The organism is Agarivorans sp. QJM3NY_30 (assembly GCF_050870855.2).
In the GTDB taxonomy this organism is placed as follows: Bacteria; Pseudomonadota; Gammaproteobacteria; order Enterobacterales; family Celerinatantimonadaceae; genus Agarivorans.
In genome coordinates, this window is record NZ_CP194038.2 from 2,020,313 (window position 1) to 2,035,210 (window position 14,898).

Sequence of the window (14,898 nt, forward strand, 5' to 3'; positions counted from 1 at the left end):
GGCTCTGCAGCGTTTGGATTTCGCCTAGTTATAACTATACAACTTAGATGCTTGCTGAAATTTGACCCGACTGGTAATTGTATCACCGGTTTCTAAACGATGGGTATTCAGGGCATCCTGATTTTGATTTCCTCCACCATGACTATAAACCACCACCCGGTCACGCTTTTTACTCTTTAAGCTCATCATAAAGCGGACTAGATCCCGTCGTTCTAGTTTTTCAATACAAGCGGCCGCTGCTTGGCGCTGATTAAAGCTGAGATCTTTATTACCAATGCTGACCCAAAAGCGCTGAGCGCGGGTGCGCATGTTACTTTCCCGCTCTAGTATTTGAGCAATTAAACCCTGTTTACTATGACGCCATTGGGCATCACTTAGTTCAAACATCAGTACAGGGAAATCATCGAGAAAATCGTTGATGGCATCAAGCAAGGTTTGTGGGCGACCATGCGGGGATTGCACATAAAAAATAATCCCAGGGTGGCGATTTAGGGGAAGATTACCGGTGCCAACGATGTAGCCCAATTGCTGTTTGGTTCGTAATTCGTTGAAGAAGGTAGAAGTCATTATATGATTACTGAGGGTATATAGGGCGATATTTTCAGAGCTTAGATCATCACTTTGGTAATAAATCATTAAGGCAGAGTCACTTTGTTGGCAATCAACCTCATATAGCAGTGTACCTTGACCTTGAATACTAATCAGTTTTCGCGGTGTTTCTTTTGAGGGGATGGTATTTGGAGAGACCTCTTGTAGGATAAATGTGCCTAACTCAAGGATTTCTGATTGCGGCCAATTTCCATAGGCAAGCATTTCTATATGAATGTTTTGGTAGAGCGTTTTCACAAAATCAGGCAAGTGTTCTAACTCGACGTCGTTAAGTGCAGCTAATAATTCGCTGGGTGGCGGATTGTTTGGTTGTAGTAAAGATGTGAGCTGACTGAACAGTTGTGAGATTGGTTTTATTTGAGTTTGATTTTGCCAATGCTTACGCAATTGCTGCTTAATGATGTCAAAACGGGCGCGTTCAAAGTGACCAAACTTGCGATTATTTAAGATCATTTTAAGCAATAGAATTTGTTTATCGCTAAAACCGGATAAATGTAAAGTATAGCCCCCCTGATGAGCATAAAGCTGATAAGACATTCCAGCTATCTCTGCTTGATAAGTCATTTCGCTGAGATGATCGAGCATCAACTCAACCATCAGCCGAGTACAAACAATATTTCGAACCGAGGCGACAGCATAACTAGAGTCAACCGATAAATAGAGATGGCCCTTAGGCACTTTAAACTCGGGTTCATTGCTGAACCATAAACGAAAACCAGCTTGATCGATTAACAGTTGTGGTTTTGCTTCGTGACCATCAACTTTGGTGAGTGGGGCCTTATTGTAGCTGAGAAAAGGGTTGCTGCTGGGGAGTTGCAAACCATTCAGTAATTTTGGGCTAGTCCAGCGCGCTAAACGCTCAGCTTCGATGCTTTTGACTGCATAAGGGGTGAAGTACCATTTTGCTACTTTGTCACATTGTTGATTGGGGGATACCACATTGATCCGCATATTGTGTGGTTCTAATTTACTTAGGCAGTGCTTGATTAAATCGTGATCATAAGACTCCATAGCATAGTCTGCGTATATCACGTCTTCTGCGGGGTAGTGCTGGAGATTAATTGCCAGATGTGAGACGAAGTCGATTGCTCTCGATTTTTCTTGATATAAAAAAGCACGTTCAAAAACTTGTTGTTTTTCTTGATAGCGCCAAGCTTGCAAACCTTGTTGGTTGATGAGCTTTAAATAACTAAAAGTGGCATCAATGATTTGATCAATACATTCGACACCTTGATCGGTCAGACTATAGCTAATCGAAAAATCTTTAAAATTATGACCGCTAATCCCCCCACCGGCTGCCATCGAATTAATTAGGCCTGCGTGACGTAATAAGGCCACTAAGCTGCCAGGTCCTTCATAGCCGAGTAAATGGGCGATATAGGTGAGCGGTTTAGTGCGATAGAACTTATCCATATTGCTAAAAGCAAAACTTAAGCTTAATTTTTTTACTTCTTTGACTGCTTGAATATGGCTTTCTATGCCGAGTTGTTCAGCCAAATATAAAGGGGGGAAGCTCAGTGGTGAGACATTTAAGCGTTGGATTGGACTAAATAATTGTTTGACATAAAGTTCCAAGGTATCTAAAGCTTGAGGGCTAATTAATGCAAGAGTCATTAAATCTGCGGAATAGTGGCTTTGATAAAAGTTAATTAAATCATCGCGAATCGAAGACTCAGCATTGTCGCTTAAGGTATCAAGGTTACCTACCGAGAATTGACTAAAGGGGTGCGCTGGATTAACCGTTTCTTTGTGTACTTGGTAAATTCGACGTACATCATCTTTGAGTTTGAGCTGGTATTCAGAATTTACCGCTTGGCGTTCACGTTCCACTAAATCGGGATTAAAACAGGGGCAAATGAAAAATTGACTAAAGCGGTCTAATGCTTCATCGAACCATTGATGTTCAATGTCGAAATAGTAGTTAGTATGTTCGGTCCCTGTCCATGCGTTGTTGCTGCCACCATGACGATTAATGAAACTTTGATATTCGCCAGCCACAGGGTAAGAATCCGTACCCAAGAATAACATATGTTCGAGGAAGTGCGCCAAGCCCTCTCTCCCCTTTGGATCGTTAAAATAACCAATGTTTACCGCCAGAGAAGCGGCTGACTTTTGCACGCTTTCATCTTGAATTAACAGCACCTTAAGACCATTGTCGAGGGTGATTGAACGATAATTTTTCGGATCATTGGGGCTGATACGCAAGGCAAGTGTCCTTGTTGAAGTGAGTCATATGATTATCAGTCTCTTGCGAGGAGCTTGCAAACTCTGATGGATGTTTTGTGGCATTTCAATTAAATTAGCAGCCGAAGAATCAAATATACGCGTTTATTCACCCTTATTAAAAAGAAGAATCATTCTATGCAAGTTTTTATTATGCGCCATGGTGAAGCAGAGATGTTTGCTAACACGGACAGCGAACGGGCGCTTAATCAAGCAGGCTTACAAGAAGTTGGCAAAATGGCGGCGTACCTAGCACCTAAACTGACCAAGCTTGACTATGTCTTGCTCAGTCCTTATTTGCGTGCGCAACAAACATGGCAGTGTTTGGCTGAATACTTACCTGAGCCATCTAGATTAATTGAAATGGAAGAGTTGACGCCTTCAGGAGATGAAGCGGCAGTGATTGGTTTAATTCATGAGCTCGGGATTGAACAACCGACAGCAACCGTGCTTGTCGTATCACATTTACCCTTGGTGGGTTATCTGGTGGGGGGGCTGGCTGCGGAAGCTGGTGCACCTTTGTTTAGTACCGCGGCCGTGGCTGAATTGAGCCTTACGGATAGTCATGATTTAGTTTCCTTACAACATCCAATTAGCTTGTGATATTCGGTTTTATATACTCCGTCAGTGTTGTTTGACCAGTTTATTGTTTAAAATCACAAAGGTTCCTAGTTTTTTGTACTTTTGGGATCTGGCTCGCGGAACCATTAATTAAGCTGCGAAAGTCTTAGAACAAGCTAAACTCTACTTGTATCATGATTGTGTTGAAACAAGTAGTGGACGCCTCAAATGAAAATATTTTCACGTTATTCGCCAGTTAAAATAGCTCGTTATGTTAAAGCATTTTTTAAAGGACGCTTGTATATCCGAGGACGCGGAGCTTATCAATTTCAAAATGGCAAGTTAGCCACACTACCGAATTATAAAACAGGCAAGCATCGGCAAACCGTGGCTGAAGTCAATCAACAAATTGATGACTTCAGAAAAAAAGCGGCTTAAAGCCGATCTGTATTTGATGAAAAAACCACTCTAAAGAGTGGTTTTTTCATATCCGGACTGAACCAATATGAGTAAGGCACTGGAGCCGCCGTGGTCTTTCGGCGCTTGATGAAAGGCTAATACCGCAGGATGCTGAGCAAGCCACTGAGGCACCTTGGTTTTCAGTATCTGTTGTCCATGACCATGCATTACCGAGGCAACATGGTAATGTTGTTGTTGGCATTCCACCAGCAGAGCGGCGATTTCTTGTTTGGCCTGACGCTGTGTGAGTCCGTGTAAATCTAACAAAATTTCAGGTTCGTAATCGCCCCGGCGTAATTTTTTTAGCTCATAGGGATCACAATCTGTACTTTGCCAGCGCATTGGTCCTTCGTCGGGCAGTAGCGGATGGTATTCATCAGAAAAGAAGAATTGCGCATTATTTAACAGAGCGCGTTGCTGTTTTTCCCTTTGTTGGCTTTTTTGCTTGATTCGTGTGGGCTCAAGACTTATTTTATCTTGTTTTATCTGGCGAACCCCTTTGAGGGCTTCCTTGAAGGCTAAAAAATCTTCGTCAGTTGGTTTTTTCATTTATTAATATCAGTTGTGCCTGAAGCCATTTATGGGTGATTGTACTTAATCTGGAGGCCAAATTGGAAAAGATATTTATCGAAGAAGCAATCGATGACTTACACACTATTCAAGATATGATCCGCTGGGCGGTGAGTCGATTTAATGCTTCAGGCGTTTTCTATGGTCATGGAACAGATAATGCGTGGGATGAAGCTGTGCAATTGGTGTTACCAAGCCTTCACTTACCCTTAGATGTTGATCCCGAAGTGCGACATGCTCGATTGACTCGTCAAGAACGTGGCCTGCTGGTGGAATTAGTGGTGAAGCGAGTTCAAGAGCGTTTACCCGTTGCTTATTTAACCAACAAAGCATGGTTTGCTGGACTCGAGTTTTATGTGGATGAGCGGGTATTAGTGCCTCGCTCGCCCTTCGCTGAATTGATTGAGACTCAATTTTCTCCTTGGTTAATTGAGTCTCCGCAGCGAATTTTGGACTTGTGTACGGGGAGTGGCTGTATTGCGATTGGTTGTGCTTATGCCTTTGCAGAGGCTGAAGTCGATGCAGTGGATATATCTGAAGATGCGCTTGCAGTCGCAGAAATTAATATTCAAAACCATGGATTAGAGCAGCAAGTTACGCCAATCTTGTCGGATGGTTTTAAGGCACTACAAGGCTTAACTTATGATTTGATTGTGAGTAACCCGCCTTATGTTGACGCCGAAGATATGGGCAATTTGCCTGAAGAGTTTAAACATGAGCCCGAGTTAGGCTTAGCTTCTGGGTTTGATGGTTTACAATTAACCAAACAAATCTTGGCTGAAGCAGCAGCACATTTAAACCCGAACGGCTTATTGATTGTTGAGATCGGTAATAGCCAAGTTCATATGCAGCAGCAATTCCCAGAAGTTCCTTTTACTTGGATCGAATTTAGTAATGGCGGGCATGGGGTTTTCATTATTAGTCGTGAGCAATTGTTAGACTGCGGCTCGCTATTTAAACAGTAAGGATAGAGTGAATGGCAGGAAATAGCATCGGCCAACTTTTTAGGGTGACGACTTTTGGTGAAAGTCATGGCGCAGCATTGGGCTGTATTATTGACGGTTGTCCTCCAGGCTTAGAAATCAGTGAAGCGATTATTCAGCAAGATCTGGATCGTCGTAAACCAGGTACCTCTCGTTACACCACCCAACGTCGTGAAGCGGATCAAGTAAAGATATTAGCAGGTGTTTTTGAAGGCAAAACTACTGGTACTTCAATTGGTTTAATGATTGAAAATACCGATCAGCGTTCGAAAGATTATTCGAACATTAAAGATATGTTTCGACCGGGGCATGCCGATTATACCTACCATCAAAAATATGGTACTCGTGATTATCGGGGTGGTGGTCGTTCTTCGGCACGAGAAACTGCAATGCGGGTTGCTGCTGGGGTGATTGCGAAACAATATCTTAAGCAACAGTTTGGCGTGGAAATCCATGCTTACTTGAGCGAATTGGGTCCAATTAAAGCCGAAATTATTGATTTTGAACAAATCGAGCAAAATCCATTTTTCTTTCCCGATGTGAGTAAGCTCGATCAATTAGATGAGTTTATGCGAGACCTTAAAAAAGAAGGTAATTCTATTGGCGCCCGTTTAAGTGTGGTGGCTACGCAAGTACCTGTAGGACTTGGTGAACCCGTGTTTGATCGATTGGATGCCGATATTGCGCATGCATTAATGGGCATTAATGCGGTTAAAGCGGTAGAAATTGGTGATGGTTTTGCCGTCGTCAATCAAAGAGGCAGCGAACATCGAGATGAAATGACTCCCGAGGGCTTCAGTTCGAATCATGCTGGCGGAATTCTGGGGGGGATATCCTCGGGTCAAGATGTGATCGCCCATATTGCGTTAAAACCAACCTCCAGCATTACCGTTCCGGGTAAAACTATTGATAAATATGGTCAGCCGATCGAAGTTGTCACCAAGGGGCGTCATGATCCTTGTGTGGGGATCCGTGCAGTGCCAATTGCCGAAGCGATGTTAGCGATTGTATTAATGGATCATTGCTTGCGTCAAAGAGGGCAAAATGGCACGGTAAACACCGAAACGCCCATTTTGCGCTAAGTTAAATTTTGACGCGATATAGAGCCCTTAAGTTATCGACTTAGGGGCTTTATTTTGCCTAAACTGAGAGGCTCAGTGATGATTCTTGATGATGTCGAACAGTTGATTGGTTTGTTTAATCAAACTTTTGTGTCTTTTAATACGATTTTGGTCGAAGGCGACGAAGAACCAATTTACTTACCCGCCGATCAACGCTTTAGTCAACATCGGGTGGTATTTGCGCATGGCTTTTACGCCAGTGCCTTACACGAAATTGCTCACTGGTGTATTGCTGGTAATGCTCGACGTCAACTGGAAGATTATGGTTACTGGTATCATCCTGATGGTCGTGATCAATCGTTGCAGCAAAAGTTTGAACGAGTTGAGGTAAAACCACAAGCTATCGAATGTGCATTTTCTAAAGTGGCGGGTCGTACTTTTCAAGTGAGTGTAGACAACTTATCGGGTTATCAAAGCGATCGGCAAGCTTTTAGCCAAGCGGTACAGCAGCAGTTTTTAGATTTTCAAAAACAAGGTTTTCCATCTCGTGCTCAACAGTTTATTGAGGCTTTAGCAAAGCTACGAGCATCATTAAGCGGGTAACTCTGAGGGACTCATGATTAAAATTGGTTTGTTGATTAATCCGGTGGCTGGCATCGGTGGTAGTGTTGCTTTGAAGGGATCCGACGAAGTGGTTGAGCGCGCTTTAGCGATGGGAGCAGAAAAGAAAGCGATGCAGCGTGCGGTTCAGGCTTTGCAATGTTTAGTACCTTTGGCGGAGCGTTTTTGTGTCTTGACCGCATCGGGTGAAATGGGCGAACAAGTATGTCAGCAATTGGATTTTAATCATCGCGTACTCTATCAAGCCCATTCGCCAAGCAGCGCTGTGGATACCAAGGAGGCTGCTGCCCTGCTCAGCGAACAACGACTGGATCTACTGGTTTTTGTTGGTGGAGATGGCACCGCCCGCGATGTGCTTAGTGTTGTTGGATCGCAACAAAACTGTTTGGGTATTCCTGCCGGATGTAAGATCCACTCTGCCGTATATGGGGTCACGCCAAAGGCGACCGGGATGGTGATTGCAAAGTTGCTACGTGGTGAGATCTTGAGTTTGAAAGTTGCTGAGGTGATGGATATCGATGAACAGGCTTTTCGTCAGGGGCGGGTGCGAGCTAAGTGTTTTGGTGAAATGCGAGTGCCTGATGAGCTTCATTATGTACAAGCGACTAAACAGGGCGGCATGGAAGTCGAAGACCTTGTGTTACAAGATATTGCCGCAGAAGTTATCGAATTAATGGACGACCAGCAGTTTATTGCAGGATCGGGGTCGACTGTTGCCGCAATAATGCAGGAGTTATCACTAGCTAATACGCTTCTGGGAGTAGATTTGGTTAAAGATCGTCAAATCCTTCAACAGGATTTGACCGAAGCGGAGTTGATAAATAGAATAGCCTCCGTAAAAACGCAGTTATTACTAACAATTATTGGTGGCCAAGGTCATTTGTTTGGTCGAGGCAATCAGCAACTCAGCCCTCGGGTGTTGCGATTGATTGGCCGAGAAAATATTGTTGTGGTAGCGACTAAAACTAAACTTAAATCTTTGCATGGACGCCCGTTGATAGTTGATACTGGCGATACAGAACTAGATAAATATTTATCTGGAAGCATCAAGGTAATTACTGGTTACCGCGATTATATTATGTATCGAGTATCGAACCCTGAAAATGAGGTTACCGATGCTCAAAAATTATGTCTCCCTACTTCAGTTGTTCCTGAATAGTTACGAAAATAATCTTAATGCGCCGCCAAAAAATGTGGTGCAGTATTTGAACGATCACTTGGGAGTCGCTGTGACTCAAACAGAGTTAAGTCGCTGTCCGATGATCCATAGTTTAAAGTCTCACATGCATATGGCCTTACTTGATGCTTACTTTAATGGTGAGACTGATGAGACCATGCAGCTGCAAGCAGAAGCATTGTGGCGTGATATGATTCAATTTGCCGACAAACAACAGCAAGACATTACTGCGGTTGCTTAAAAATGGATTCAAGTCGATTTTAGTGTCTGGGTAGGATTATCGTTATACTAAACTCATTACTGATTGATTTTGCTTGCTCAGGTCCACTATGACTAGGTTTAAGTCGATAATTTAATGAGTCGAATGGCTAAAAAAGCAAAGCCTTGGCTTTGCTTTTTTTATTTGTTTTACTCTGGTTGATGGACGCTGGTTTGATTACGGCCTTGATCTTTACTTCGGTACAAGGCTTGGTCGGTATTGCTTAGCCATTCTTTCTCACTCGCTGTCTGTTTGTCTAGTTGGGCGATGCCTAAACTAATCGTAAAGGGGACTTCTACACCTTTAACTAACGGGTTCATCTGAGCTACTTCCAGACGTAACCGTTCAGCAAAAACTAAAGCATGTTTGGCGTCAGTATTGGTGAGGATGATTGCAAACTCTTCTCCGCCATAACGCCCCGCAATATCGGTTTTACGCATAATGTTGCGTAATGTCTCTCCAAGTAAGCTGAGGATTTTGTCTCCCGTGGGGTGGCCATAGTTATCGTTGATATGTTTAAAATGGTCAATATCAAACATCAGCAGCGATGTTGGTTGAGCCGTTCTGACATAGCGCTCATATTCTTGTTCCAAGCGATCTTGCCAGTAGCCACGATTGTAAAGTTGAGTGAGCTTGTCGGTACGACTGAGCACCTTAAGTTTTTCGTTTACTTTTATGGTTTCGAGTCTGTTGACTGCGCTATCGGTAACATCATAAATAATTAAACTAATATGAGTTACCACGCCGGTTAGAGAGGTGAGCGGGATAATGGTGATATTTTGATACATAAAATCTACCGTACCAGTGATTGGCCGATAGTTTTTAAATGGAAATACATGAGGACGTTGCTCCCAGGTTGTGAAAGCGCGGTTTTTTAAAAAAAATACCGAATCGATCTTATGTTTTAACCAGTCTTCGGGAAGCTCTGGAAATAAGCTAAATATGCTTTGGCGCTGGGCTTGGTCGGCGCGAAGACCACTATGCGCCTCCATAAAATTGTTCCAAATTTGAACATTATAGTCTTTGTCTAGTACGACCAAACCGACATCGATGGTTTGTATCATGTCTAGCATCCAGTGGAACTCGTTCATTTCATTTTGATGTTGGTTCATGATGATCAAATAAGTAAGAGATTTTATTGTTAAGTGTTGGCAAGGAATCTTCGGTAATCAACAGTAACAAGTCACATTGAATATTGTGCTTTTCAATGGTGTAGTTGATCTCAATAGCTAAAGTTTTTTGCCAGCGATGGGTATTGTTTGCGATTAGTTCACTAAGATTACAATGTTGACCTAATACAACGGGGTGTCCTTGTGAAAAGCCAAGGTCGAGTTGATCAGAGACGCCTTGTAAACATGCCCCAATCAGAATATTGGCGATGTCCATCAGCACTTCCAGTTGACCGTTATCGTCAAGTTGTCCTTTATATTTCATTAATTTAGACATATCGGTGAAGCTTGAATCATGAAATAGCAGTAACGCCTCTCCGGCAATACCTGCACCAATGAAACCTTGGCATACTGCTGACATTTGTTCATTTTCTTCAACCGAGCTCAGTGCCATATGTAGTTCACTGGTTTCCAAAATGTTGACATTGGGGATGGGTAATACAATAAATGTATCGAGCAAACGCGCGAGTAAATCAGCGGCTCTACCCATGGCAACGTTGGCTATTTCCTGATAATGGTCTCGATAATCAACGATTTTGGGTGACAAAGTGTCTTTTGCAGGCGCGGGCATTTGGTCTAAAGCCGCTAAATCGCTCTCTAACTCGAGTAATTGCTGGGACTCAACGATGCCATAAGCCAATAGTATTTCGTCAATTTTGGCTTTGTTTGTCGGTTTTTTTATAAAATCTAAGGCGCCGAGTTGTTTTACGCGAGAGTAGGCTTCTGGCTGAATATCTCCAGAGACTACAATGATCAGTGCTGGTAAATCATTGCTTTGAACTTGCTGTAGTACTTCGTAGCCATCCATGATTGGCATGTTTAGGTCGAGAAACACCACATCGCCTTTTCCTTGGCGAATTAAGTCTAAGCCTTCTTGTCCATTTGTGGCAAAGCTGATCTCGACATCCCAGCCTGGCGGTAGACTACGTGCCATTTGTTTTCTAGCGAGATTGGAATCATCGCAGATTAAAATAGGTAACGACATAATATATTATCAACTCTCCTTGTCTTTTTACAGTATGAGACGAAATGCCTTGTTTGCTAAGGCGGAAGCGGTAAAAGTTTACATTGAGGGGCTGCGCTTTGACGTTCTTCACAAAAACAGCCTTGGTTTTATATCTAAAGATAAGTTTAGTCGAGAAGTATTTGATTATTCGTTAAAGTTTTATGCTTAACTAAAACAGCTGATATGCTGAAAGCTCAAGTATTTAATATGTCCAATGACTTAAATCTCGATTTCGTGCCGATAATCGATTATCTAGAGGACCAAATGTGAGACGAGCGAAATGGAATGGTAGAGTTATCCTATTGGTTTTTATATTATTTTCTCCAGTAGTCCATGCTGCGTCGGTACAAAGCGAGATCGAATATTATGATGTTAATGCGGGGGATTTAAAGCAACTTCGCGCTCAACTCATGTCTGAAGGCCCGCTGAAAAGAGGGCATCATTATAGTATTTCTGGACAATATTTGTTTAATTGGACTCCGAAAGTTGCGCGTAGAAACGCGCGTTGTGAGTCTTTAAGTCCCGAACTATTGTTACGCGCCGAGTTAATTATGCCGCGCTGGATAAGCCAAAGTAAAGCTGACTTTGCGACTCAACAATCATGGATAAGCTATATTGCTGCGGCCCAGCAATATCATCAAAAAATTGCTTGGCTCATTGAACAAAGTGCAGAACGTTTTGTTCAACAAACCAAAGGCTTGTCGGCTGCTGGTTGCCAACAACTAGAAGCGCTTATCAATGCTAAAGGGCGAGCTGCTTTAGCGAATGCGCGGCAAAAAATCCGAACCTACCAACGTCAAACTGCCTATGGTGAATCATTAGGTTTAACGATACCTTAATTCTAAGGGGCGATTTTTAAGTAGGCGTCGATTCCAAAATCGGTGTGGATGCAGATTATTTAAGGTGGATAGCTTCACAGGGATCGGTTCTTCACAAAGCTGAGCAGCTAACAATTCACCAGCAAAAGGCGCACTACAAATACCACGTGAACCAAAGCCTGTGGCAACAAAACAGCGAGGATAGGCGGGAGGACTTTGCTTCTGCCAGTTCAGTAAATAGTCGGGGTGATAGATCCGTTCTAGATCTGGTAATTGTCCTAATAGCGGGAAGTGGTCTCGCACTACACAGCGTATCGCGGCTCGGCCTTTTAGGTCCGCAAATTCAAGTTGTGTATTCCAACTTTGGGCTTGGCAATCGCGCAACGACTGTAAGTTCTCTTGGCCTTCTTGCTCATTGAGCTGGGTCTCTAAGTTGTTTCTTTTATAGCTCGCGCCAATGCAGTGTTGTTGATGATTGGCTGGCGTGAGGTAACCCTCATAACATAAGATTTTCTTTAGTTTAGAAAGCTGCGGGCTGCTCTGAATATGGCTCACTTGGCCACGCACTGGAGTGAGTGGTAATTGACGGCCTTGCTCTAACGCTAACAATTGGTGCGCATTGCAAAAAACTAGATTGTCATGCTCAATAGTGGCGTTTTCGAAGTGCAGTTGAACGCCTTGCTCTGCAATATCGAGTTTTTTAAGCTGATGCTGATATTGAATATTTAGTAGACCGCTATTTTGTGCCGCAATTAATAGCGCCTCAACACATTGCTTGGCATTGATCCAGCCAGCTTTAGGATAATATAAGGCTTCACTGGATAATTTTAAGCCCGCCAATTCACTCGCTAGTTCGGCAGAAACTATATCGACCAGCTCCTTAGGATAACCTGCTTGCACAATATTTTGATTTTTTTTGGCTGATTTACTATCGTGGCTTAATTGCAGTAGCCCACAATACTGATGTTCGATACTCAAGTTCTGTTGTGTTAACTGGGCAATGATTTGCCGTTGGTAGTTGAAGGCGTGTTGAAAAAAGTCACTCACATGTGGCTGATTAGGACTGAGCAGGGGGTAAACCGCACCTTGTCGATTCCCCGACGCTTCGGCTGCAGCTTGTGTCGCTTGTTCGTAAATGGTGACTTTGATGCCCCGCTTAACTAGCGCATAGGCGAGGCTGGCACCTGCAATGCCGGCTCCGATAATCGCAACATCGTCCTTTGCCTGGATGCCTTTACGATGATATAAACCTTGCGCTAGGCTAGGCAGCTTTTGAGCTGCCTGATATTGGCCGATTAGCATTTCTCGCTTTCGACCATAGCCTTTGGTTTTTCTTGCCTCAAAGCCTGCACTGATTAAGCCTCGTCTGACAAAACCTGCGGCGGTGAAGGTGGCGAAGTTAGCTTCAGGAACGGACAATTTTGCCATACCATTAAATAAATCCTGCGACCACATGTCGGGATTTTTACTGGGAGCGAAGCCGTCGAGAAACCAGCTATGAACTAAACCTTCGTCGGGGCACGGTATTTCGGGAAGGTGCTGATGCACATCGCCGACCCAAATATCTAAGGTGATCGCAACCGGGTGGCTAAAATTTATGCGATGACATCCTGGTGTCATAATCTCTGGATAATATTTCACTAGCTGGCTGGCAAATTCATTTAATTCGGGCCACTGAGCTAAGGCTTGGCTTAGATCTTTTACTGCTAAAGGATGTTTTTCAAAGCTAATAAAATGCAGTCGTTTGACAGCCGTTGATGGCTGCTGAACTAAAAATTGTTGGTAGTGTTGCCAGGTGGCTAGAAAATTAAGGCCAGTTCCAAACCCGGTCTCGGCAATGACATAGCTGGTTTTATTGTGGTTAAGCCAACGTTCAGTAAGTTGATTTTGTTCAATAAATACATAACGACTTTCGGCTAATCCATTATCGATAGAGAAATAGACATCGTCGTAGTCGGTCGCCACTGGTGTGCCTTCGGGACTCCAATGGATGGTTGCAATGGTGCTGTTGTTCTCATTATTTGTCGAAGACAAAATTTAACCTCGATTTTTACTAGAAAGTTTAAGCGTACACGTGTACTCTCATCCGACCAGATTAAGCTGCAAAATGGGTAACATAGCAGCAAATACAATCCGTGAGACCATCTGATGAAAAGAGCAGTTATCACCGGGCTAGGTATTATATCTAGTATCGGTAACAATAAAGAAGAAGTATTAGCATCATTGCAGGCTGGTAAGTCAGGCATTACTCATTCAGCTGAATTTGAAGAAATGAAGTTGCGTAGCCAAGTATGGGGTGATTTAAAAGTTAATCCTGCGGAGCATATTGATCGTAAGGTCATGCGTTTTATGGGCGATGCTGCTGCGTTTTCATATATGTCTATGGAGCAGGCGATAGCTGATGCGGGTTTAGGCGAAGCTCATGTATCTAACGAGCGCACCGGTTTAGTGGTGGGTTCCGGTGGTGCGTCTTCGAAAAACCAAACTGAAGCTGCCGATATCTTACGGACTAAAGGTGTTCGTCGTATCGGCCCTTACATGGTGCCGAGAACGATGTCGAGCACCACCTCAGCCTGTTTAGCAACACCTTTTAAAATAAAAGGTGTGAACTATTCAATTAGTAGTGCTTGTGCAACCAGTGCACACTGTATCGGCCATGCTCTTGAGTTAATTCAATTAGGTAAGCAAGACGTGGTATTTGCGGGCGGTGGGGAAGAGTTGCATTGGAGCCTGGCTATGGAATTTGACGCCATGGGCGCTTTATCAACCAAGTTTAATGAGACACCAGAACTTGCTTCTCGTACCTATGATACAGACCGTGATGGTTTTGTAATTTCAGGTGGTGGCGGTATGGTGGTGGTTGAAGAGCTTGAACATGCACTGGCTCGGGGCGCTAAAATTTACGCTGAAATCGTCGGTTATGGCGCAACTTCTGATGGTTATGACATGGTTGCGCCTTCGGGCGAGGGCGCAGTACGCTGTATGCGTCAAGCCATGCAGAATCTGACGGGTGATATTGATTATGTGAATACTCATGGTACCTCTACTCCTGTCGGTGATGTAAAAGAGTTAGGGGCGATTCAGGAAGTGTTTGCTGGTAATAGCCCTCTGATTAGTGCAACTAAAGCGATGACGGGTCATGCGCTAGGGGCCGCCGGTGTACATGAAGCAATATATTCTTTATTGATGATGGAAAATGACTTTGTTGCACCGAGCATCAACATCAATACCTTGGACGATCAAGCCGAAGGACTGAATATTGTGGTCAATCAAGCTCAACCGGCCAAATTAAATCGTGTGATGTCGAACAGTTTTGGTTTTGGTGGCACAAATGCCACTTTAGTGATGGAACGCTTTCAAGACTAAAAACCTAGTGCTAGGT

General features: G+C 43.5%; 14 protein-coding genes. 9 read left to right on the forward strand and 5 right to left on the reverse strand.

The window, feature by feature from the left end:
- Positions 1 to 24: 24 nt before the first annotated feature.
- Positions 25 to 2,814, reverse strand: coding sequence for an insulinase family protein (locus ACRRSX_RS09330; protein WP_432453478.1), 2,790 nt, complete (start codon positions 2,812 to 2,814; stop codon positions 25 to 27).
- 156 nt (positions 2,815 to 2,970) lie between these two features.
- On the opposite strand from ACRRSX_RS09330, the gene sixA reads away from it, so the two are divergent.
- Positions 2,971 to 3,435, forward strand: coding sequence for a phosphohistidine phosphatase SixA (sixA, locus tag ACRRSX_RS09335; RefSeq protein ID WP_432453477.1), 465 nt, complete (start codon positions 2,971 to 2,973; stop codon positions 3,433 to 3,435).
- Between the two features lie 186 nt (positions 3,436 to 3,621).
- Positions 3,622 to 3,831 (forward strand): DUF1107 family protein, encoded by a 210-nt coding sequence (locus tag ACRRSX_RS09340; protein WP_432453476.1) that lies wholly within the window; start codon positions 3,622 to 3,624, stop codon positions 3,829 to 3,831.
- A gap of 30 nt (positions 3,832 to 3,861) precedes the next feature.
- Here ACRRSX_RS09340 and smrB read toward each other — a convergent pair whose 3' ends face one another.
- Positions 3,862 to 4,401: an endonuclease SmrB gene (gene smrB / locus ACRRSX_RS09345; RefSeq protein ID WP_432453475.1), complete on the reverse strand. Its 540-nt coding sequence runs from the start codon at positions 4,399 to 4,401 to the stop codon at positions 3,862 to 3,864.
- A gap of 62 nt (positions 4,402 to 4,463) precedes the next feature.
- Here smrB and prmB point away from each other — a divergent pair, with 62 nt between their 5' ends.
- The 5 genes from prmB (at position 4,464) to ACRRSX_RS09370 (ending at position 8,505) form a co-directional block, all read left to right on the forward strand.
- Entirely contained in the window at positions 4,464 to 5,387 is a 924-nt protein-coding gene (gene prmB / locus ACRRSX_RS09350) for a 50S ribosomal protein L3 N(5)-glutamine methyltransferase (protein ID WP_432453474.1), read from the forward strand.
- An 11-nt stretch (positions 5,388 to 5,398) separates the two neighbouring features.
- Positions 5,399 to 6,487, forward strand: a complete 1,089-nt coding sequence (gene aroC / locus ACRRSX_RS09355) for a chorismate synthase (protein ID WP_432453473.1) — start codon at positions 5,399 to 5,401, stop codon at positions 6,485 to 6,487.
- Positions 6,488 to 6,541: 54 nt separating this feature from the next.
- Positions 6,542 to 7,069: an elongation factor P hydroxylase gene (locus ACRRSX_RS09360; RefSeq protein WP_432453472.1), complete on the forward strand. Its 528-nt coding sequence runs from the start codon at positions 6,542 to 6,544 to the stop codon at positions 7,067 to 7,069.
- Between the two features lie 13 nt (positions 7,070 to 7,082).
- Positions 7,083 to 8,246 (forward strand): ATP-NAD kinase family protein, encoded by a 1,164-nt coding sequence (locus tag ACRRSX_RS09365; RefSeq protein ID WP_432453471.1) that lies wholly within the window; start codon positions 7,083 to 7,085, stop codon positions 8,244 to 8,246.
- Between the two features lie 70 nt (positions 8,247 to 8,316).
- Positions 8,317 to 8,505, forward strand: a complete 189-nt coding sequence (locus ACRRSX_RS09370) for a hypothetical protein (protein ID WP_432459192.1) — start codon at positions 8,317 to 8,319, stop codon at positions 8,503 to 8,505.
- A gap of 167 nt (positions 8,506 to 8,672) precedes the next feature.
- Here ACRRSX_RS09370 and ACRRSX_RS09375 read toward each other — a convergent pair whose 3' ends face one another.
- Entirely contained in the window at positions 8,673 to 9,635 is a 963-nt protein-coding gene (locus tag ACRRSX_RS09375; RefSeq protein ID WP_432453470.1) for a diguanylate cyclase, read from the reverse strand.
- Positions 9,616 to 10,677 carry a response regulator gene (locus ACRRSX_RS09380; protein ID WP_432453469.1) on the reverse strand — a complete coding sequence of 354 codons (1,062 nt, stop codon included), beginning with the start codon at positions 10,675 to 10,677 and terminating at the stop codon, positions 9,616 to 9,618. Before ACRRSX_RS09380 ends, ACRRSX_RS09375 begins: the two co-directional genes overlap by 20 nt.
- Before the next feature lie 287 nt (positions 10,678 to 10,964).
- Here ACRRSX_RS09380 and ACRRSX_RS09385 point away from each other — a divergent pair, with 287 nt between their 5' ends.
- Complete coding sequence (locus ACRRSX_RS09385; RefSeq protein ID WP_432453468.1) at positions 10,965 to 11,537, forward strand: DUF922 domain-containing protein; 573 nt, start codon at positions 10,965 to 10,967, stop codon at positions 11,535 to 11,537.
- Here ACRRSX_RS09385 and mnmC read toward each other — a convergent pair.
- Positions 11,523 to 13,550 carry a bifunctional tRNA (5-methylaminomethyl-2-thiouridine)(34)-methyltransferase MnmD/FAD-dependent 5-carboxymethylaminomethyl-2-thiouridine(34) oxidoreductase MnmC gene (gene mnmC / locus ACRRSX_RS09390; protein WP_432453467.1) on the reverse strand — a complete coding sequence of 676 codons (2,028 nt, stop codon included), beginning with the start codon at positions 13,548 to 13,550 and terminating at the stop codon, positions 11,523 to 11,525. The two genes, ACRRSX_RS09385 and mnmC, sit on opposite strands and share 15 nt — an antisense overlap.
- 114 nt (positions 13,551 to 13,664) lie before the next feature.
- Between mnmC and fabB the strand changes: the two genes are divergently transcribed.
- A complete protein-coding gene (gene fabB / locus ACRRSX_RS09395) occupies positions 13,665 to 14,882 on the forward strand; it encodes a beta-ketoacyl-ACP synthase I (RefSeq protein ID WP_432453466.1) in 1,218 nt (405 codons plus the stop codon).
- Positions 14,883 to 14,898: the final 16 nt, after the last annotated feature.

What these genes read in the sequence shown, in the direction of transcription:
- sixA (WP_432453477.1), top strand. Translation starts at nt 2,971, where the DNA reads ATGCAAGTTTTTATTATGCGCCATGGTGAAGCAGAGATGTTTGCTAAC.
- ACRRSX_RS09340 (WP_432453476.1), top strand. Translation starts at nt 3,622, where the DNA reads ATGAAAATATTTTCACGTTATTCGCCAGTTAAAATAGCTCGTTATGTT.
- smrB (WP_432453475.1), bottom strand. Translation starts at nt 4,401, where the DNA reads ATGAAAAAACCAACTGACGAAGATTTTTTAGCCTTCAAGGAAGCCCTC.
- aroC (WP_432453473.1), top strand. Translation starts at nt 5,399, where the DNA reads ATGGCAGGAAATAGCATCGGCCAACTTTTTAGGGTGACGACTTTTGGT.
- ACRRSX_RS09365 (WP_432453471.1), top strand. Translation starts at nt 7,083, where the DNA reads ATGATTAAAATTGGTTTGTTGATTAATCCGGTGGCTGGCATCGGTGGT.
- ACRRSX_RS09375 (WP_432453470.1), bottom strand. Translation starts at nt 9,635, where the DNA reads ATGAACCAACATCAAAATGAAATGAACGAGTTCCACTGGATGCTAGAC.
- ACRRSX_RS09380 (WP_432453469.1), bottom strand. Translation starts at nt 10,677, where the DNA reads ATGTCGTTACCTATTTTAATCTGCGATGATTCCAATCTCGCTAGAAAA.
- fabB (WP_432453466.1), top strand. Translation starts at nt 13,665, where the DNA reads ATGAAAAGAGCAGTTATCACCGGGCTAGGTATTATATCTAGTATCGGT.